The 19,559-nt window shown below is 71.3% G+C and carries 19 protein-coding genes; 8 read left to right on the forward strand and 11 right to left on the reverse strand.

Going from position 1 to position 19,559, the window contains the following annotated elements:
- Window positions 1–108: 108 nt before the first annotated feature.
- From NWFMUON74_RS14100 to NWFMUON74_RS14110, 3 genes are read left to right on the forward strand one after another with little or no spacing between them, the layout of a single operon-like run.
- Window positions 109–1,275: a CaiB/BaiF CoA transferase family protein gene (locus tag NWFMUON74_RS14100; RefSeq protein ID WP_187688245.1), complete on the forward strand. Its 1,167-nt coding sequence runs from the start codon at window positions 109–111 to the stop codon at window positions 1,273–1,275.
- A complete protein-coding gene (locus NWFMUON74_RS14105) occupies window positions 1,272–2,543 on the forward strand; it encodes an acetyl-CoA hydrolase/transferase family protein (RefSeq protein ID WP_187688246.1) in 1,272 nt (423 codons plus the stop codon). Before NWFMUON74_RS14100 ends, NWFMUON74_RS14105 begins: the two co-directional genes overlap by 4 nt.
- On the forward strand, window positions 2,543–3,310 hold the full coding sequence (locus NWFMUON74_RS14110) for an enoyl-CoA hydratase/isomerase family protein (protein WP_187688247.1): 768 nt from the start codon (window positions 2,543–2,545) through the stop codon (window positions 3,308–3,310). Before NWFMUON74_RS14105 ends, NWFMUON74_RS14110 begins: the two co-directional genes overlap by 1 nt.
- 130 nt (window positions 3,311–3,440) lie before the next feature.
- Here NWFMUON74_RS14110 and NWFMUON74_RS14115 read toward each other — a convergent pair whose 3' ends face one another.
- From NWFMUON74_RS14115 to NWFMUON74_RS14130, 4 genes are read right to left on the reverse strand one after another with little or no spacing between them, the layout of a single operon-like run.
- The gene (locus tag NWFMUON74_RS14115) at window positions 3,441–4,295 is read right to left on the reverse strand and encodes an SDR family NAD(P)-dependent oxidoreductase (protein ID WP_187688248.1); all 855 of its coding nucleotides are present in this window, start codon (window positions 4,293–4,295) and stop codon (window positions 3,441–3,443) included.
- Entirely contained in the window at window positions 4,292–5,206 is a 915-nt protein-coding gene (locus NWFMUON74_RS14120; protein ID WP_187688249.1) for an LLM class F420-dependent oxidoreductase, read from the reverse strand. Before NWFMUON74_RS14120 ends, NWFMUON74_RS14115 begins: the two co-directional genes overlap by 4 nt.
- A gap of 19 nt (window positions 5,207–5,225) precedes the next feature.
- Window positions 5,226–6,476: an acyl-CoA dehydrogenase family protein gene (locus NWFMUON74_RS14125; RefSeq protein ID WP_187688250.1), complete on the reverse strand. Its 1,251-nt coding sequence runs from the start codon at window positions 6,474–6,476 to the stop codon at window positions 5,226–5,228.
- Window positions 6,477–6,510: 34 nt separating this feature from the next.
- The gene (locus NWFMUON74_RS14130; RefSeq protein ID WP_187688251.1) at window positions 6,511–7,650 is read right to left on the reverse strand and encodes an acyl-CoA dehydrogenase family protein; all 1,140 of its coding nucleotides are present in this window, start codon (window positions 7,648–7,650) and stop codon (window positions 6,511–6,513) included.
- A 145-nt stretch (window positions 7,651–7,795) separates the two neighbouring features.
- On the opposite strand from NWFMUON74_RS14130, the gene NWFMUON74_RS14135 reads away from it, so the two are divergent.
- Both NWFMUON74_RS14135 and NWFMUON74_RS14140 read left to right on the forward strand, forming a co-directional pair.
- Window positions 7,796–9,091 carry a cytochrome P450 gene (locus NWFMUON74_RS14135; RefSeq protein ID WP_232111015.1) on the forward strand — a complete coding sequence of 432 codons (1,296 nt, stop codon included), beginning with the start codon at window positions 7,796–7,798 and terminating at the stop codon, window positions 9,089–9,091.
- The gene (locus NWFMUON74_RS14140; RefSeq protein WP_187688252.1) at window positions 9,088–9,276 is read left to right on the forward strand and encodes a ferredoxin; all 189 of its coding nucleotides are present in this window, start codon (window positions 9,088–9,090) and stop codon (window positions 9,274–9,276) included. The genes NWFMUON74_RS14135 and NWFMUON74_RS14140 overlap by 4 nt, the downstream gene beginning before the upstream one ends.
- Here NWFMUON74_RS14140 and NWFMUON74_RS14145 read toward each other — a convergent pair.
- From NWFMUON74_RS14145 to NWFMUON74_RS14175, 7 genes are all read right to left on the reverse strand, one after another.
- On the reverse strand, window positions 9,263–10,090 hold the full coding sequence (locus NWFMUON74_RS14145; RefSeq protein WP_187688253.1) for an NAD(P)-dependent oxidoreductase: 828 nt from the start codon (window positions 10,088–10,090) through the stop codon (window positions 9,263–9,265). The two genes, NWFMUON74_RS14140 and NWFMUON74_RS14145, sit on opposite strands and share 14 nt — an antisense overlap.
- Before the next feature lie 232 nt (window positions 10,091–10,322).
- Window positions 10,323–11,141, reverse strand: a complete 819-nt coding sequence (locus tag NWFMUON74_RS14150; protein WP_187688254.1) for an NAD(P)-dependent oxidoreductase — start codon at window positions 11,139–11,141, stop codon at window positions 10,323–10,325.
- Complete coding sequence (locus NWFMUON74_RS14155) at window positions 11,141–11,671, reverse strand: DoxX family protein (protein ID WP_187688255.1); 531 nt, start codon at window positions 11,669–11,671, stop codon at window positions 11,141–11,143. The genes NWFMUON74_RS14150 and NWFMUON74_RS14155 overlap by 1 nt, the downstream gene beginning before the upstream one ends.
- A gap of 5 nt (window positions 11,672–11,676) precedes the next feature.
- Window positions 11,677–12,639: an alpha/beta hydrolase gene (locus NWFMUON74_RS14160; RefSeq protein ID WP_187688256.1), complete on the reverse strand. Its 963-nt coding sequence runs from the start codon at window positions 12,637–12,639 to the stop codon at window positions 11,677–11,679.
- A gap of 25 nt (window positions 12,640–12,664) precedes the next feature.
- Entirely contained in the window at window positions 12,665–14,347 is a 1,683-nt protein-coding gene (locus tag NWFMUON74_RS14165) for a thiolase C-terminal domain-containing protein (RefSeq protein WP_187688257.1), read from the reverse strand.
- An 89-nt stretch (window positions 14,348–14,436) separates the two neighbouring features.
- On the reverse strand, window positions 14,437–14,631 hold the full coding sequence (locus NWFMUON74_RS14170; protein ID WP_187688258.1) for a ferredoxin: 195 nt from the start codon (window positions 14,629–14,631) through the stop codon (window positions 14,437–14,439).
- A 41-nt stretch (window positions 14,632–14,672) separates the two neighbouring features.
- Window positions 14,673–15,380, reverse strand: a complete 708-nt coding sequence (locus NWFMUON74_RS14175) for an SDR family NAD(P)-dependent oxidoreductase (RefSeq protein ID WP_187688259.1) — start codon at window positions 15,378–15,380, stop codon at window positions 14,673–14,675.
- 297 nt (window positions 15,381–15,677) lie between these two features.
- Between NWFMUON74_RS14175 and NWFMUON74_RS14180 the strand changes: the two genes are divergently transcribed.
- The 3 genes from NWFMUON74_RS14180 to NWFMUON74_RS14190 are packed head-to-tail and all read left to right on the forward strand — an operon-like array spanning window position 15,678 to window position 19,545.
- Entirely contained in the window at window positions 15,678–17,144 is a 1,467-nt protein-coding gene (locus tag NWFMUON74_RS14180) for an aldehyde dehydrogenase family protein (protein WP_187688260.1), read from the forward strand.
- Window positions 17,141–18,349: a CaiB/BaiF CoA transferase family protein gene (locus NWFMUON74_RS14185; protein WP_187688261.1), complete on the forward strand. Its 1,209-nt coding sequence runs from the start codon at window positions 17,141–17,143 to the stop codon at window positions 18,347–18,349. The genes NWFMUON74_RS14180 and NWFMUON74_RS14185 overlap by 4 nt, the downstream gene beginning before the upstream one ends.
- Before the next feature lie 20 nt (window positions 18,350–18,369).
- Complete coding sequence (locus NWFMUON74_RS14190) at window positions 18,370–19,545, forward strand: OB-fold domain-containing protein (RefSeq protein ID WP_187688262.1); 1,176 nt, start codon at window positions 18,370–18,372, stop codon at window positions 19,543–19,545.
- Window positions 19,546–19,559 lie beyond the last annotated feature (14 nt).

Below are 19,559 nucleotides of genomic sequence, written 5' to 3' on the forward strand. Positions count from 1 at the left end.
GTCCTTGATATCACTATCCTTACAAAGATTCATCAGATAGACCGGAATGCGCCGAGATCCAGGAGCGCGCGGCCCCGGGCCGGTTCGGTCGTGAACAAGGACGTGGCGATGGAACATGCAGGTCCGCTGTCCGGAATCCGTGTCATCGATCTGACGGCGATGGTCATGGGCCCCTACTGCACGCAGATCATGGCCGACATGGGCGCGGAGGTCATCAAGATCGAACCGCCCGCCGGCGACAACACGCGCTACATCTCGGTGGGCCCGGAACGGGGCATGGCGGGGGTGTTCGTCAATGTCAACCGGGGCAAACGCAGTGTGGTGCTGGATCTGCGCACCGCCGACGGGAAGGCGGTGCTGCGCGAGCTGCTCGCCGAAGCCGACGTCTTCATCCACTCGATGCGCGCCGCGGCCGTCGCCCGGCTGGGTTTCGCGTACGCGGAGGTGGCGGCGGTGAATCCGGCGATCGTCTACACCAACTGCTACGGCTACGGCCGCCGCGGCCGCGACGCCGACCGCACCGCCTACGACGACACCATCCAGGCCGAATGCGGATTGCCTTCGGTACAGCGGCAACTCACCGGCACCGCGAGTTACGTCGGCACCATCATGGCCGACAAGATCGCCGGATTGACCGCGCTGTACGCGACCACGATGGCCCTGTTCCACCGCGAGCGCACCGGTGCGGGGCAGGAGGTGGAGGTCGCGATGTTCGAGACCATGGCCGCGTTCATGCTCGTGGAACACGCGAACGGGGCCATGTTCGACCCGCCGCTCGGCGCCGCCGCGTATCCCCGGGCGGTCACCCCGAATCGCAAGCCCTACCGCACCGCCGACGGATATCTCGCCGCGCTGGTCTACAACGACAAGCAGTGGACGGCGTTCGTGGAGTCCGTGCGCCCACCCTGGGCCGGGCCGGAGTGGGCGACCCTGGAGCAGCGCGCCGCCCGCATCGACACCGTCTACGCGCTGCTCGCCGAGACCTTCGCCGAGCGCAGCACCGGCGAATGGCTGGAACTGCTTCGCGCCCTGGATATTCCGGCCGCGCCGGTGCGCTCGCTGGACGAGCTGTTCGACAATCCGCACCTGCTCGACTCCGGCTTCTTCGAGACCGTCGACAGCCCGCACGGCCCGGTGCGCTTCCCCGGCCCGCCCGCCTGGTTCTCCCGCACGCCCGGCCGGGTCGCGGGACCGGCTCCGCGGCTCGGCGCCGACACCGAGGACGTGTTGAGCCGGGTCCGCGCCCCGGGGACGAACGGCCGGGTGCGGGGATGACGGTGGTGCTCGCGGCGGGCGAACTGGATCTGCGCGAGATCCTGCGTCCCGGCGACCGCATCGTGGTCGGTCAGGCCTGCGGCGAGCCGCCGACGCTGATCGAGGCGCTGATCGCGCAGGGCGGCGAGATCGGCGGGCTGTCGGTGTTCATCGCGACCAGCTTCTCCGGACTGTTCACCCCCGCCGCCACCGACTCGTTCGCGCTGTCGAGCATGGGTGCGGTCGGGGCGCTGCGGGCGGTGAGCAAGGCGCACCGGCTGGGGATCGTGCCCTGTCATGTGAGCCGGGTGGGGCCGCTGATCGAGGCCGGAATCCTCGGCTGCGACGTGGCTTTCGTGCAGGTGAGTCCGGCCGACGCGGACGGCAGGCACAGCCTGGGACTGATCAGCGACTACGTGCGCGCGGCGGTCGGCGCTGCCCGGGTGGTGGTCGCGGAGGTGAACGACCAGGTGCCGTACACCTTCGGCGAGTGGCTGGTGGCCGACGAAATCGACTGCGCGGTAACGGTTTCCCGGCCGCCGGTGCAGGTGGCGGCCCCGGCCGCCGGCCCGGTGGACCAGGCCATCGCCGCGCACGCCGCCGCCTACATCGAGGACGGTGCGGTGCTGCAGACGGGTGTCGGCGCGGTGCCCGATGCCATCCTGCGGCTGCTGCACGACCGCACCGATCTCGGGGTGCACTCCGGCATGATCGGCGACGGCCTGGTGGATCTGGTGGCGGCGGGCGTGATCACCAACGCGCGCAAGGAGATCGACCGCGGGGTGTCGATCACCGGCGCGCTCATCGGCACCGAGCGGCTGTTCCGGTTCGCCGACCGCAATCGCGCTGTCCGCATGTGCCCCACCGGATACACCCATGACGCGGCTGTGCTGGCGCGGCTGGAGCGGCTGGTCACGGTCAACTCCGCGCTGGAGGTCGATCTGACCGGGCAGGTCAATGCCGAGCAGAGCGGCGCGGCCTATCTCGGCGGCACCGGCGGCCAGGTGGATTTCGTGCGGGCGGGCGCACGCTCACCGGGCGGGCACGCCATCATCGCACTGCCCGCCACCGCCAAGGGCGGCACGGTCAGCCGGATCACCGCGGCGCTGTCCGGGCCGGTCACCACGGCCCGCAGCGATGTGGACGTGGTCGTCACCGAATTCGGCGCGGCCGAACTCACCGGGCAGACCCTGGCCGAGCGGACCCGGCGCCTGATCGCGGTGGCGCACCCCGATTTTCGTGACGAGCTGGACCGGGCGGCCGACGTCGTCCGGCGGAGAGGTTTCTGATGTCCGACGCCGTACTGTTCGATGCCCGCCCCGACGGCATCGCCGTGATCACCGTGAACCGGCCGGAGCGCCGCAACTGCCTGGACTCGGCGGTGCGGGCCGGGCTGTTCGAGGCGTGGGACCGGTTCGAGCACGATCCGGCGCTGCGGGTCGCGATCCTCACCGGCGCGGGTACGAAGGCGTTCTGTGCCGGAGGCGATCTGGCGGAGATGGTGGCGACCGGGATGGGGGTGCCGCCGCGCGAGATGTTCCCGGTGCCCTACGACACCGTGGAGTTGTCCAAGCCGACCATCGCGGCGGTGAACGGCGCGGCGTTCGCCGGGGGCTGGATGATCGCGCAGGCCTGTGATCTGTGCGTGGCGAGCACCACCGCCACCTTCGCGGTCACCGAGGTGAGGGTGGGCCGCAGTTCGCCCTGGGCCGCACCGCTGATCCACATGATCCCGCAGCGGATCATGATGGAGTTGCTGCTGACCGGAAAACCGATCGACGCCCGCCGGGCCTATGAGATCGGCCTGGTGAACCGGCTCGCCGAACCCGGCGAATTGCTGGACACCGCGGTGGAATTGGCGACGGAGATCCTCGCGGGCGCCCCGCTGTCGGTGCGGGCCGCCCGCGATACCGTCATGCTCGCCACCGAGATGGGCCGCGCCGCGGCCTTGCGGGCCGCCCGGCACGCCTCGGTCGAGTGCTATACGAGCGAGGACGCGCAAGAGGGTCCGCGCGCCTTCGCGCAGAAGCGCAAGCCGCAGTGGCGGGGCCGTTGACGTCGCGCCCCGACATCAGGATGGCGCCCGGCGTCAGGATGGGGTGTGTCGGGCATTACGACGGGCGCCGGACGGGCGTTGGGCTCTGTCTACTCCGCCAGGGGACGGCGCAACGGGCAAGTGTTGTGGCTCAATCTTCTTCGCGTAGCAAGCGGAGAGGGGCGTGGTTGGCCCAGCCTTCTTGTGGCCAGTTGAACCAGCCGGAGGAGGCGTAGGTGCCGCCGTCGGGGTGCAGGGTGGTGCCGGTGAGGTAGGTGGACAGGGCCGAGGCCAGGAACACCACGCAGTGGGAGATGTCGGTGGCCGTGCCCACCCGGCCCATCGGGATGGCGATGCGCACCCCGGCTGGATCGTGCAACGCGTTGTCCGAGTGCGGCATCCGGGCCAGGCTCGGCGTCGGTACGTAGTCCGGGGCCACATTGTTGACCCGGATGCCGTCCGGGGCGACCTCCACCGCGAGGGTGCGGGCGAACTGCTCCACCCCCGCCTTGGCGGCCGCGTAGACCGCGAAACCCGGTGCGGCGCGGTGCGCTTCGATCGTGGTGATGTTGACGATGCTGCCGCCGCGCCCACCCGCCCGCATCCGGGGCACGGCCAGCGCGCAGGCGTGCAGCACGGTGCCCAGATTGGCGCGGATGAGCGCGTCCCAGCCCTTCGGCGCCGTCTCGGTGAACGGGGCGCGAAACGTGCCGCCGACCACATTGACCAGGGTGTCCACCCGGCCCCAGCGCGCGTCCACCGCGTCGAAGAACGACTCGAGTGTCGCCGGGTCGCGAGCGTCGCCGAGCTGGACCAGCGCGTCGCGGCGGTCTGCGGCCAGCTCGCGCCGCAGCGTTTCGGTGGCCTCGGAGTCCTTGTCCAGCACCGCGATTCGCACTCCGTTGGCGGCCAGGTCGGTCACGATCGCCCGCCCGAGGCCACCGGCGCCCCCGGTCACCACGGCGACCGTGCCGTCCAGACCCGCGCGCTGCTCGAACCAGTTCACCACGCCACCTTGCCGAGATAGGTGTCGCCGAAGGCGGCGACGAAGTCGAGCGTGGCTCGGTAGTCGCGGGTCCGGTGCGACACCACCACCCAGTCCACGCCCACCTCGGCGGCCTCCGCCAGCGCGGCGCGGTGCCGGTCGGCATCGAGGTCCGGATTCGCCAGTCCCGCACCCTGATACGAGTAGACCAGGGCGATGTGCTCGGTGCGCCCGGCTGCCGCCGCGTCCGCGCGGATCTTCGCGATGGCGCGGCCGACATCCGCGAGGGTGCCCAGGGCCGGGGTGCGAGCCGTCGTACTCAGTTCCGCGCCACCGGTCATCGGGATCCATCCCTGCGCGTGCGTGGTGACGCGGCGGCGGCTGAGTGCGGAGTTGCCGCCGATCCACATCGGGATGGGCTGCTGCACCGGCCGTGGCCGCGCCACCACGTCGCGGGCGTCGAAGTGGCGGCCCGCATAGCTGAACGGCTCGCCGCTCCAATGCCGGGGCAGCACCTCGAGCGCCTCGTCGAACAGGGCGTTGCGCTCGTCGAAATCGACTCCGAGCGCGTGGAATTCGCTCTTCTGGTAACCCGCGCCGAGCCCGAGCACCATCCGGCCGCCGGAGAGCTTGTCCAGGGTGGCCGCCGCCTTGGCCAGCAGCATCGGATTGCGGTACGGCGCGACCGACAGGTAGGTGAGCAGCCGCAGCCGCTCGGTCGCCGCCGCCGCGAAGGCCAGGGCGACGAACGGGTCCAGCGTCTGATGCCCGCCCGCGCCCAGCCAGCGCGCGCCCGGCGCCGGATGCTCGCTGAGCGAGATCGCGTCGAATCCGTACTGCTCGACCGCGGCCGCGACCTCCGGCAGCGGGCCCGCGTCGAGCAGGTCGCCCGCGTAGCCCGCGGATTCGGGGTAGTGGAAGATGAATCGCATCGCAGGTGCCCGTCCTTCGTCAGCGTCGGCCGTGTTCGACCTGGTTGAACGGCACATCGCGATCGGCGGCGTATTCGCGCGGCATGCCGAGCACACGCTCGCTGATCACATTGCGCGCCATCTCGGTGCTGCCCCCGGCCAGGCTCCACGCCGCCCGGAACAGGTAGTCCAGACCGACCTGGGTGGTGTCGGCCGGATCGCCGGGCGCGTGCGTGGCGGCCGTCGGCCCGGCGATGCGCACCGCCGTATCCGTTTGCAGCCAGGCGTTCTCGGCGCTGAACAGCCGGGTGATGGCGCCCGCCGCGGGCGGGAGCGCGCCACTGGTGATCGCGGCCGTGACATGCTCGATGAGCTGGTCGCGCACGACATTCATGGCGCGCGCCGCGCCGATGTCCTCCCGCGTGCGCGGATCGCCGAATTGCCCGGTGGCACGGGCGAGTTCGACGAGCTGGTTCGCCTCACCGCCCAGATGCGGGCGGGCGCCGCTGGTGTAGGGCGAGGTGCCGCCCAGCGCGGCCCGCTCGTGGCCCAGCAGCTGCGAGGCCGCCTCCCAGCCCGCGTCGACCTGGCCGAGCACCGCCTCGGGCGGCAGCGCCACGTCGTCGAAGAACTCCTGGCAGAACTCGGTCGAACCGGTCACCTGCTTGATCCGCTGCACCGTGACGCCCTCGGCGTGCACCGGCACCAGAAACAGGGTGAGCCCGCGGTGTTTGGGCACGTCCCAGTTGGTGCGGGCCAGGCACAGTCCGTAGTCGGCGGCGTACGCGCCGGAGCTCCAGATCTTGGAGCCGTTGAGGATCCAGCGCTCGCCGTCGCGTTCGGCGCGGGTGGTGAGCCCGGCGAGATCCGATCCGCCGCGCGGTTCGGACAGGAACTGCACCAGGATCTCCTCGCCGCGCAGCACGGCCGGCAGATGAGCGCGCTTCTGCTCCTCGGTGCCGAGATCGAGCAGCGTTGCCGCGCAGATGGACAGCGTCGGCACGTTCAGCAGCAGCGGCATCTCGTAGGGGATCGACTCCTCGGTGAAGGCGAGCTGATGCGCCGGGGACAGGCCCTGCCCGCCGTACTCGGCGGGGAAACAGATGCCGGCGAACCCGCCGTCGTAGAGGATTCGCTGCAACTGCCGGGCCCGGTCCCAGGCCCCCTCGGAGTAGGACTCGGCGGGTCCCGGGGGAGCGGGTGGCAGATGGTCACGCAACCAGTCGCGCGCACGGGCGCGGAACTCGGCGACGGGCTCGATTCCGGTGGCGGGCTCCAGGTCGATCGCCATGGGCGGCACTGCCTTTCGTGAGAGCGGGCGCGGCTCAGGCGGCCGCGGTGTCGAGTAGGTCGGTGATGTGGCGGCGGTGTTCCTCCGGCGTGCCGTACAGGGCCCGGCCCAAGGTGATCCGGCGCAGGTACAGGTGCAGGTCGTGCTCCCAGGTGACGCCGATGCCCCCGTGCAGCTGCACGCAGTCCTGCGCGATCGCCGGACTCTGGGCTCCCACATAGGATTTCGCGATGCTGACGGCCTCTTCGGCGGCCGCCGCCCCGTCGTCCCAGGCCGCCGCGGCGGCGGCCGAGGTGGCCCGGCACGCCTCGAGCCAGGTCTTGTTGTCGGCCATGCGGTGCTTGAGCGCCTGATAGGAGGCCAGCGGGCGGCCGAAGGTATAGCGGTCCGACAGCCAGCCCAGGGTCGCCTCCAGCGCGCGTTCGGTGGCGCCGACCATCTCGGCCGCGGTGAGCGTGGCGGCGGTGAGCGCCTGTGCGCGCACGGCGGCCGCGGCGTCGTCGCCGGTGTGGACCACCGCGTCCGCATCGACCGCGACATCGTCGAACGACACGCGCGCGGTGCGCCGGACCAGATCCAGGGTCCAGCCGGGAGTCACCGTCACCCCCGGCGCATCGGCGTGTACCAGCACCTGCACCGGGCCCTCCGGGCCGCGCGCGGTGACCAGGAACAGGTCCGCCTGATCGGCGGACTCGACGCGATCCTTCACGCCGGCGAGCCGGTAGCCGCTGCCGTCGGGTACCGCCCGGGTGCCCGGCGCGTCGATGGTCAGGGGCGGGAAGCCGCGACCCGGCTCGTAGATCGCCCAGGTCGCCACCTCCGCACCGGCGAGCACGGCGGTCACGACCCGCGAGTGCGTGCCCGCGGCCGAGGCCAGGCCCGCGAGCACCGCGTTGGTGGTGACGAACGGTCCCGGCGCGCACGCCCGGCCCAGTTCGGTCGCGATCAGGGCCAGCTCGGTCATCGGGCGGCCGGAGATCGTTCCGCCGCCGAGGTTCTCGGGCGCCAGCATGGCCGTCCAGCCCAGTTCCGCGCCGCGCCGCCACCACTGGCGGTCGAAGCCGGTCCCCGCCTCGCCGAGCGCGCGGACGGTGCTCACCGGCATCGTGTCGGCGAGGAAGTCACGTGTGGTCGATTGGAAGAACCGCTGGTCCGCGGTGGGGTCCTGGGGCATGGGGCCGGTCCTCTGGTTGACGCCGAGCTGGACATGTGGAAATCTCATACTCACAGATGAGAGCCATATTCTCAATCATGGAAGTCAACTGGCAACGTGGGTCGGGCGGTATTCCGGCCGGAGTGTCGAAGGGAACCGTCGAGTCGTGAAAAACTTCGAAGAGCTGGACTTCTTCCTCGGGCGGGAACTGGTCGACGATCCGTATCCGTATTTCGACGCCCTCCGTGCGCAGTGCCCGGTCACCCGCGAGAAGCACCACGACGTGATGATGGTGACCGGTTACGACGAGGCGCTCGAGGTCTACAACGACGTCGAGCGGTTCTCCTCCTGCATTTCGGTGACCGGTCCGTTCCCCGGTTTCCCGGTGCCGCTGGACGAGACCTCGGATGTGAACGCGCTGATCGCCGAACATCGCGACTCGCTGCCGATGAGCGATCAGCTGCCGACCCTCGATCCGCCGGTGCACACCGACCACCGCGCCCTGCTGATGCGGCTGATCACCCCGAAGCGCCTCAAGGAGAACGAGGCGGCGATGTGGGAGATCGCCGACCGGCTGCTGGACGGATATCTGGCCGGCGGCGGGGGCGACGTCATCCGCGAGTTCGCCGGTCCGTTCACGCTGTACGTGATCGCCGATCTGCTGGGGGTGCCGCAGGCCGACCAGGAGGAGTTCCTGCAAGCGCTGCAACGGGATCCGCATCGGGAAGGGTCCAGTGTCGGCAGCACCGACGGGGAAGGCATGTCGCACAACCCGATCGAGTTCCTGTACGCCCGGTTCTCGTCGTATGTCGAGGACCGGCGGGCCAACCCGACCGGCGACGTGCTGACCAGTATGGCGACCGCGACGTTCCCGGACGGCCGCCGGCCGGAGGTGATCGATGTGGTGCGGGTGGCGGCCAATCTGTTCTCCGCCGGGCAGGAGACCACCGTGCGGCTGCTCAGCTCGGCGCTGAAGCTGCTGGCCGAGCGTCCCGACATCCAGCGGTATCTGCGCGAGGACCGCAGCCGGATCCAGAACTTCATCGAGGAGTCGCTGCGGATGGAGAGCCCGGTGAAGGGCGACTTCCGTCTGGCGAAGGTGCCGACCACGGTCGGCGGGACCGAGGTGCCGGTGGGCACGGTGCTGATGGTGGTCAACGGCGCCGCCAACCGCGACCCGCGCCGCTTCGAGGACCCGACCACGTTCGAGGCCGGCCGTCCGAACGCGCGCTCGCACTTGGCTTTCGGGCGCGGCGTGCACACCTGTCCGGGCGCGCCGCTGGCGCGCGCGGAAGCGCGGGTGGCGATCGAGCGGCTGCTGGAGCGCACCACCGACATCCGGATCGACGAGAGCGTGCACGGACCGGTGGAGGCTCGAAAGTTCCACTACCTGCCGACGTTCATCCTGCGCGGGCTCACCTCGCTGCATCTGAAGTTCGACCGTGAGGAGACGGCGCGATGAAGGTCACCGTCGACGACGACCGGTGCCGCGGCCACGGCGTCTGCCTGGGTCTGTGTCCCGAGGTGTTCGAGCTGACCGACTACGGCTACGCCGAGGTCACCGTCACCGATGTGCCCGAGCAGCACGAGCAGGCGGTGCGGGACGCCGAACAGGCCTGCCCGGAACGCGCCATCACGATCGAGTAGGGCCCGGGTTCGGTTCCGGCGCGGGTAGTCCGATGGTGATGGCGGCGTTCAGGATTCCCAGATCCGCGCCGAGTTCGGCGGCGAGGGCGCGTGCCACCGCGATGTCCTTGCCGAGGAATTCGCCGACCGAGGCGCGGAAGGCGTCGACGGCGCCCTTGGCCGCGATGCTCGCCAGGGCACGGCCGCTGCTGCTGGCGTGCGGCAGCGCGGCGAGCAGGGTCGATTCCTCGAGTCCCAGCTGGCCGCCGAGGCGTACGGCGTCGGCGACGAGACCGATCTGGGCGGCGAACAGCGTGTTGTTGACCAGCTTGACGCGCTGCCCGGCGCCCGTGCCGCCGACATGCAGTACCGGATCGGCATAGGCGGAGAAGACATCTCGCGCGCGGGCGATCGCGGCGCTCGTGCCGCCCGCGAACACGGTGAGGTGTCCGGCCGCGATATCGTGCGGGCCGCCGCTCACCGGCGCGTCGACCACCTCGATGCCGCGCGGCCGCGGCGCGTCGGCGATGGCGGCCACCGTCCGCGGGCTGCCGGTGGTGTGCACGACGACCACGGCGCCGCGTGGCAGGACGGACAGCACCGGGCCGTCCAGGCACACCTCACGCACCTGCTCGTCGCTGAACACGCACACGACGAAGACCGCTGCGCCATGGGCAGCCGCGGCAGCGGATTCGACCGGCTCGGCACCGAAACCGGCCAGCGCCGAACAGCTTTCGGTCGTCCGCCCCACCACCCGTACCGTATGCCCGGCGCCCACCAGCCGGTCGACCATCGGCCGCCCCATGCGCCCGGCCCCCGCGAACCCGATCAGCACCGCGACCTCCGCGCCGAGTATCGCCCGCCGCAGCCGGGGCGGTGGCGGCCCGGCGTCGCGGCCCCGGCGGTGCGCGGGCAGCCCCGTGCGGGGGAGCGCGTAGGGGTCGGCATCGCGGTTCGGGTCGCGGGTGAGCAGTCGTTCGCGGGGTAGCGTGCGGGCCTCAGCATCGCGGTTCCGGTGACGGGTGTGCTGTTCTGCGATCGGGCGGGTTCGGCATGGCGAAATCCCTTCAGCGAGTGCGGTTCATGAACGCGAGGGTGGTGTCGGCGGCGTCGAGCACGATGCCCGGGCGCACGCCCGAGGCGTCGGCGAGGTCGGCGATCAGGCCGACGTCCTTGCGGAGGAGGTCACCGGCGTGGGCGGCGAGGCGGTCGAGGGTACCGCCGGCGGCGACGACGCGGCCCAGGGCGAAGCTGTCGGCGGTGCCGTGCGTGATCACCTCGCCGAGCCGGGCGGGGTCGATGCCCAGCGCCCCGGCCAGGGTCAGGGTACTGGTGGCCGTGGCCAGGTTCGCGGTGAACAGCAGGTTGTTGAGCAGCTTGGCGGTCTGCCCGGCACCGACGTCACCGAGGTGCACGATCGGGTTCGCGTAGGTCTCGAATACCGGGCGGCCGCGCTGCACCGCCTCGGCGTCTCCGCCGACCATCACCAGCAGCGTGCCCGCCTCCGCTGCCATTCCGCCGCCGCTGACCGGCGCGTCGAGGAGCGTCACCCGTTGCGCCGCGGCCACTTTCGCCAGTTCCCGGCAGGTTTCGGGATGTACCGTGGAGTGCACGGCGACGATCGATCCCGGTGCGATCCCGGCCAGCACGCCGTCGTCGCGGGTGAGCACCTCCCGCACGTCGTCGTCGCCGACCACGCACAGGCACACCAGGTCGCTCCGCGCGGCCAGCGCGGCGGGGGAGCCGGCGGTGGTGGCCGGGGTGTCGGCGAAGGGTTCCAGCGACGCCGCGCGCCGCGCCCACAGCGTGGTGGGGTACCCGCTCTCGGCGATGCGCCGCGCCATCGGGCCACCCTGACTGCCCAATCCGATGAATCCGACCCGCATCAGCGCACCTGGTCCTTCGTCGTCGATACGGTGGTGGAATCCTGCGCGGGGCGGTAGAAGACGGCGAGCAGCCCGGCCGTGGCCAGCACGCCCAGGATCAGCGCGATGCCGCCACCGGCCCACCCGGTGATCTCGATGCCCGCCGCGTGATCCACCGACAGCCACCCCGGCCCGAGCAGGCCCAGCGCCAGCGCGGCGACCGCCAGCACGAGCACGTACTCGTAGCCCTCCTTGAACACGAAGAACCCGTTGCGCCGGTGCGCCAGCAGCCCGGCGACCAGCATCACCGACACGATCGCCGCCGCGGCGAACGGGGTGAGCAGCCCGAGCGCCAGCAACGCTCCCGCTCCCACCTCGGTGAGCACACTCAGCCACGCCTGGAGTACGCCGTTGCGCAGCCCGAGCGAGGCGAACCAGCGGCCCGTGCCCGCGATCCTGCCGCCGCCGATCCAGTGGTTGACGCCGTGCGCGATCATCGTGCCGCCCACGACCAGTCGCAGCAGCAACAGCGCTACATCGCCGGCCTCCATATGCCTCACCTCCCTGGCGGCGTCTGCGCGCCGCCGTCGAATTGCCGTGCGGGACCGGAGAACTCACCGGTCGCGGCGGCCACCACGCACTCCTCGACGAAGCCGAGCAGCTTCAGGTGGTACGCCGCAGCCGTGTACCCCAGGCTGATGTTGTGCCCGGTGTTCGGCTGCAGATTGACTACCACCCGCGGCGCCGCTGTGAACAGTGCCGCGATCCCGGCGAGTTCCTCGGGATCGTTGCGCCACACCGTCTCGTGGTCGCCGGCGCTCCAGCGCACCGGAATTCGCACCATTCCGGCCAGCCGGGGGAGTTCGCGGTCGGGCCAGTCGGTGATCGCCGCCGCCTCCAGCTTGGGGCCGGGTACGCCGATCGCCGCGCCGCCCACCAGATCCGGTGGATACAGCCGGTCGGGGTGCCACAGCAGCGCGCCGAGCCCCGGCGGCCGGGTGCCGTGCGGCCGCGGGCTCCACAGCACGCGCTCGGCCTCGGGATGATGCCGTCGCCCGCTGCCCGCGAGTTCCACGCCCAGCAGCGCGCGGCCGCGGCGGTCCTCGGCCGACATGCGCAGGGCGAGTTCGCATCCGGCCGAGTGGGCCACGAGGAATACGCCCGCACCGCGGGGCCGGTCGCCGAGGTGGGCGTCGATGCCGCCGTACATCAGCCCGACGCGGCGTTCCGGCCGGGTCAGCCGGTCCGCGAACGGGCCCGAATTCCCGTAGCCGGGCCGGTCGAGCGCCAGCACCGTGTACCCGAGTCGGCGGGCGGTGCGCAGCAGCGAGAGCCCGGGATGGCCCGGGCAGTCGAAGTACGCCGACGTCGTACCGCCGCCGTGCAAGGCCACCAGTACCGCGCGCGGCGACGGCGCCTCGGCCAGTAGTCCCGATACCGGGATGCCGTCCACGTCGGCGAGCACCGCGGCGGGCGCGCCGTCGTCGGCCGGCAGCAGCTCGGTCTGCGTGAGAGTCATTGCGCGACATTCGTGTTCACGGCGATCACGACTGCGTCCGCAGCAGTATCGCGCCGCCGGGCGTGAGCCCGCCGCTGGACACGACCGCGACCCGGGCGCCGTCGACCTGCCGCGCGCCCGCCGTCCCGCGCAGCTGCACCACCGCCTCGTGCAGCAGGCCCATGCCGTGCGTGCGGCCGTGCGAGAGCTGGCCGCCGTGCGTGTTGACCGGAATCGTGCCGTCGCGGGCGATGGCCTTGCCGCCGTGGAGGAAGTCCTTGGCCTCGCCGATACCGCAGAACCCGAGCGCCTCGATCCAGGACAGGCAGTTGAAGGTGAAGCCGTCGTAGAGTTCGGCGACGTCGACGTCGGCGGGCCGCAGCTCGGTGCGGCTCCACAGGTGCGCGGCGGGCCCGAGCACCTGCGGCTCGTGGGTCAGCGTGCTCTGGTCCCACTCGATGCGCTCGATGATCTGGGTGCCCACGGCCTCCACCAGTATCGGCGGCACCGCGAGATCGCGCGCGGCGTCCTTCGCCGACACGATCACCGCGATGGCGCCGTCGCAGGGCACGTCGCAGTCATAGAGGCCGAACGGGGTGGTGATGGTCCGGGCGGTGAGATAGTCGTCCATGGTGAGCGGATCCCGGTACACCGCGGTGGGTTCCAGTTCGGCGTTGGCGCGCTGGTTCAGCGCGATCCAGCCGAGCGTCTCACGGGTGGTGCCGTAGCGGTGGAAGTGCCGCTGCGCGTTCTGGGCCAGGGTGTGCGCGGCGGAGGTGGCGCCGAAGGGCATCATCCAGCTGGTGGTGCGCCCGCCCGACGGCTTGATCCGGCCGGTCCTCATCAGCTCGTTGAACGTCGCCTCCCACAGCGTGCGGAAGCACAGCACGTGCCGAGCCAGCCCGGCCGCGACGGCCGTCATCGCGGCAATCACCGAGCCGCCCGGACCGAAGGTCTCGATGCCGCCGTTGTGCCAGGTGGGCCGCAGGCCGAGGGCGGCCTCCACGGCGGTGATGCCGCCCTCGCCGAATCCGCCCAGATTGCCGCCGCCCGGATAGGAGGCGAGGCCGTCGATGTCGTCTAGGGTCAGCCCGGCATCGGCGACGGCGCGCTCACACGCCTCCACGGTCAACTCCAGCGGCGGCACCATCAGCCGCCGGCCCAGCCGGGACATGCCGATCCCGGTGAGCGCCACCTTGTCCTCGAACTTGTCCTGCCGGATCATCGGCCGCACGTGTTCGGCGAACCGGCTGGGGTCGATCTCGTCCACCGGCAGCGGGGCGGGCGAGGGCTGCTCGGCGGCGGGCCGGAACAGCGGCAGCCAGACATCGTCGTCGCGCCGGAACACGACCTCCAGCCGCATGCCCAGGGCCAGCTCGTCGGGGTCGGTGTCGATGATGTTGGTGGTCAAGCGGACTCGCGGATCCTCCACCAGCGCCACCTGTGCCACCACGTAGGGGGCCGGGAGCCCGGGCATCGAGAACCGGTGATTCACCGTGAAACTCGACAGCACGGCCGCGCCGGACACCTCCCGCACGCCCAGATCGTGCCCGCGGCAGTACCGGCACAGCGGCTGCGGCGGATGGATCAGCGCGGCGCAGGACCGGCACTCCTGGATCCGCAGCGTGCCGTCGGCGCCCGCGGTCCAGAAGAATTCGGTGTCCGGGGTGAGCAGGGGCAGTGGCCGCCCGGACGGCTCGGCCCGCGATGCAGGGGTCTGCTCGGCCACAGCGCCTCCTCGTGATGTCGCAAGCCGCCGCCGCGGCCGGGGCGCAGCGCCGCCGCGGCCGGGGTCGCCGGATGCTGTGTGGTGTCCGGCTATTCGGCGATGGAGATCGCGCGTTCGGGGCACGAGTGCACGGCCTCGCGTACCTGTTCGCGCTGGTCGTCGGGGACCGATTCGTCGACCGGGGACGAATGGCCGTCGATCTCGCTCAGTTCGAACGACTTCGGGGCGATCATCGCGCACAGCGTGTGCCCTTGGCAGCGTTCCTGATCGACATGGACCTTCACGACGTACTTCCTCTCGGATGGGACAGCGGTGGTGGGCGGGCTCAGGTGTTGCGCCCGCCGTTGACGCCGATGATCTGGCCGGTGATGTAGCCGGCCTCCTCGGAGATGAGGAACGCGCAGGTCGCCGCGATGTCGGCGGGCGTGCCGACGCGCCGGACCGGCGTGCGCTGGATGTGGTCCTCGACCGAGCCGCCGAGCCGGCGCGCCTCCTCGGAACGGCGCAGCATCGGGGTGTCGATGAATCCGGGCGGCACGGCGTTCACCGTGATGCCCGACGGCCCGAGTTCCAGCGCCAGCGCCTTGGTGAGGCCGTTGACCGCCGACTTCGCCGACACGTAGTGCGACATGAACGGCTGGCCGGAGTGGGTGCTGGAGGAGGAGATGTTGACGATGCGCCCCCAGCCCGCCGCCAGCATGTCCGGCAGCACCGCCTGCACGCAGTGGAAGACGCCGTTGAGGTTGACGTCGATCACCCGCTGCCATTCGGGGAAGGAGATGTTCTGGAACCGCTTGAAGCCGTCCACGCCGGCCGCGTTCACCAGCACGGTCACCGGGCCGAGTTTCGCGCGCACGTCGGTCAGCGCCGCGGCGATCTCCTCGGGGTCGGTGACGTCGGCCCGGAAGGCGAGGTCGTCGTCGGTGGGCGGGTTCAGATCCAGTGCGGCGACGTGGAATCCGTCGCTGCGCAACCGCTGGGCGATGCCGAGGCCGATACCCGAGGCGCCGCCGGTGACCACTGCCGTCTTCACGCCGGGCGCCCCTTCCCGGTGATCCGCGGGCGCGCCGGGCCGCTCGGCGCCCTCGTCGCGGGAGTGCGTGTAGTCTCGAGCACAAGAATCTCCCTTCCAAGTATGAGAACCGTACTCTCGTCGCGTTTGGGTCCGCAAGGGTCGCGCGCCGGGCCGCCCGGACGCAACGGCCTGCGCGCCGATGCCGAGATTTCGCGCAGGCCACCGGTTTGTGGCGAGTTGTTACGCCCCCGGCCTATGAATGTTACATTCTCAGATATCGAGAATGAAGTTTCCATAGATCGGCGAGGAGACGGGATGTCAACGCAGGAACAGGCGGTAGCGGTAGCGCGGCGGCTGCTGATCGATGGGCAGCTGGTCGAGACCGGCCGCACACTCGCCTCGCTCGATCCCGCGACGGGCGCGGTGTACGGGCACGCGCCCGAGGCGGGCGTGGCCGAGGTGGACGCGGCGGTCGCGGCGGCGCGGCGGGCCTTCGACACCACCGACTGGCCGACGAACCCGCAGTTCCGGGCGCACTGCCTGCACCAGCTGTACCAGGCCCTGCGCGACAACGTCGAGGAACTGCGGGAACTGACCATCGCCGAGGTCGGCGCGACGCGCATGCTCACGCACGGCAACCAGCTCGAGACGCCGTTCGAGATCGTGCGCTACTACGCCGGATTGCTGGCGGACTACCCGTGGACCGAGGATCTCGGCGACGTGGAGATCCGCGGCCAGCGGCACCACCGCTGGGTGGAGAAGGAGGCGGCGGGCGTCGTGGCCGCCATCGCCGCCTACAACTACCCGCATCAGCTGGCGCTGGCCAAGCTCGCGCCGTCGCTGGCGGCCGGCTGCACCGTGGTGCTCAAGGGCGCGCCGGACACCCCGCTGGCCACCCTGGCGCTGGGCGAGATCATCGCGAACCACACCGACATTCCCGCCGGCGTGGTGAACGTGCTGTCGGGCTCGGACATCGAGGTCGGCAAGCGGATGACCACGCACCCGGACGTCGATGTCGTCACCTTCACCGGTTCCACACCGGTGGGCAGGCAGATCATGGCCGCCGCCAGCGCGACGCTGAAGAAGGTGTTCCTGGAACTGGGCGGCAAGTCGGCGATGATCCTGCTCGATGACGCCGACTACACCAAGGCCGCCCAGTTCGCGGCGTTCAGCATCGCCAGCCACGCGGGCCAGGGCTGCGCGCTGACGACCCGCGTCCTGGTGCCGCGGCAGGATCACGACAAGGTGGCCGAGATGATCGCCGCCACCCTCGGATACGTGACCTACGGCGATCCCAGCGATCCGAAGACCTATATGGGCCCGCTGATCAGCGAGCGCCAGCGCGACAAGGTCGACGGCCTGGTGCAGCGCGCGGTCGCCGCGGGCGCCACCCTCGTCACCGGCGGCGAGAAGGTGGACCCGGGCTACTTCTACAAGCCCACCCTGCTGTCGAATGTCGACCCGGACAGCGAGATCGCGCAGGAGGAGGTGTTCGGCCCGGTGCTGGCGCTGATCTCCTACACCGACGACGACGACGCCGTGCGGATCGCCAACAACTCCATCTACGGCCTGTCCGGCGCGGTGTTCGGCGCCGACGCCGAACGCGCCAAGGCGGTGGCCCGGCGCATCCGCACCGGCACGATGAGTGTCAACGGCGGCAACTACTTCCACCCGGACGCCCCCTTCGGCGGCTACAAGCAGTCGGGCATCGGCCGCGAGATGGGGCGGCTCGGGCTGGAGGAATTCCTGGAGCACAAGACGCTGGCGGAGGTGGTGTCGTGAGCAAACCGCTGGAGGGCATCCGGGTGCTCGAGGTCGCGATGTACGGTTTCGTCCCGTCCGCGGGCGCCGTGCTGTCGGACTGGGGCGCGGATGTGGTCAAGGTCGAGCACGCCGTCACCGGTGACCCGCAGCGCGGGCTGCGCCAAGTGGGCGCGTTCAAGATCGAGGGCGACCCGAATCCCAATGTGGAGCATGCCAATCGGGGCAAACGCAGCATCGGCGTGGACATGTCGGTGGCCGAGGGGCGCGAGGTCGTCTACGACCTGGCGCGGCGGGCCGATGTGTTCCTCACCAGTTTCCTGCCGCGGGCGCGCGCCAAGTTCGGCATCGACGTGGACGACATCCGCGCGGTGAACCCGGGCATCATCTACGCTCGCGGCAGCGCGCTGGGTCCGCGCGGCCTCGAATCCGATCGCGGCGGCTACGACATGACCGCGTTCTGGTGCCGTGGCGGTGTCGCGGCCACCGTCACCCCGCCCGGCACCGAGGGCATGATCTCGCCGCCCGGACCGGCGTTCGGCGACACCATCTCCGGCACCAATCTCGCCGGCGGCATCGCGGCCGCGCTGGTGAAGCGGGAGCGGACCGGGGAGCCCTCGATCGTCGACGTGTCACTGCTCGGCAGCGGTCTGTGGTCCATCGGGCATACGGTCGCGTTGTCGGCGTATCAGGACAAGCCGATGGTGGCGCCGGTGCCCGGCACGCACGGCGCGCCCACCAACCCGCTGTCGGGGCTGTACGCCACCGCCGACGAGCGCTACCTGTCGTTCGTGATGCTGCAACCGGCCAAGTTCTGGGCCGACGTGTGCCGCCACATCGACCGGCCGGAACTCGCCGACGACCCGCGCTTCGCCGACGCCGCGAAGATCGCCGAGCACACCGCCGAGGCGGTGCGGATCCTGCGCGAGGTGATCGCGAAGCGCACGCTGGCCGAGTGGACCGAGCGCTTCGCCACCCTCGCCGGACCGTGGGCGCCGGTGCAGGATTCGCGGCAGGTGACCGCCGACGCGCAGATTCGCGCCAACGAATATCTGCTCGACGCGGGCGAATTGGAGCTGGTGTCCAGCCCGGTGCAGTTCGATGTGACCGCGCCGGACCTGCGGCCAGGTCCGGAATTCGCGGCCCAGACCGAGGAGGTGCTGCTCGAACTCGGGCTGGACTGGGACCGCATCATCGCCCTGAAGGCCGCCGGCGCGGTCGCCTAGGACGGGTGGAGGAGGCACCGATGCCCTACATCGGGTCGATCGGGACGTACCTGCCCTGCTGGGGCAGCCGGCACAGCCGCGCGACCGGTGACGACGAGGACGCCGTGACGCTGGCGGTCGAGGCCGGGCGGGCGGCGCTGGCGGGCGGCGTCCCGGTGGAGCGCGTGGTGCTGGTCAGCCGGGACATGCCGCTGGTGGACAGCAGCAATGCCGCGGTGCTGCTGGCCGGTCTCGGGCTGGATCCGGAGCTGGAGGTGATCGAGCGATTGGGCGGCGCACCGGCGACGCTGGACGCGCTGAGTTCGGCGCGCCCGCGCACGGTGGTCATCGGTGTCGACGTCGAACCCGCGGGCGCGGCGGCGGTCTGGGTGTCCGAGCGGGAGGGCCTGCAGGTCCGGATCGCCTCCCGTGTCGCGCGCAGCCTGCCCGCCCGCACCCGCAACGCGGTCGGCGCGGTCCACGACTACGGCGATCCGCGGCTGTTGCACGAGCGCGGGCTGGTGGCGTCGCTGTCGGCGGCATGGCTCGACACGCCCGTGGCGGTCGCGGGGGTCGACCACAAACAGGCTGCGGCGCAATGTCTCACACCGCCGCGACTGCCCACGCTGGGCGCCAGTTCCGGGCTGTTCGCGCTGGCCTGGATGGGCGAGCGCGGCGAGGCGGGGTTGCTGGTCGGGGTGGAGCAGGCCAATCTGTCCGGGGTCACGGTGGTCGCCGGGCCGACCGCGGTGCGGCGCAGCGAACCGGCCGCGCGGGCGCTGCCCGCGGGCGAATACGTCCCCGGCGGCGATCTGCCGATCTCGCTGGCCGCCTACGAGCGGGCCTTCGAGGCCAAGGTGCGCTGGGAGGCCGGACGCCACGGCGACAGCGCGGAATTGGATTTCCCGCCGCGCTATCGGATCGGTCCCGACGGCGCGCTGAGCACCGACTACACGCTGGTGCCGTTGCCGCGCACCGGGGTGGTCTACGCGGAGACGACCGTGCGCATCCCCGTGCCCGGCTCGCGCAGTCCCTATTCGCTGGTGCTGGTGGAGCTCGACGACGTGGGTGTGCGGGCGCTGGCGAAGGTGACCGGCGCCGACCCCGGCAGTGTCGGCATCGGCGCCCGGGGTCGCATGGTGCTGCGCCGGGTGGCGGTGCGCTCCGGCGTGCCGGACTACGGCTACGCCTTCGAGCCCGCTGCGGAGGCGAAATGAACGCTGCCGGAAAC

This window comes from Nocardia wallacei (assembly GCF_014466955.1).
Lineage (GTDB): Bacteria > Actinomycetota > Actinomycetes > Mycobacteriales > Mycobacteriaceae > Nocardia > Nocardia wallacei.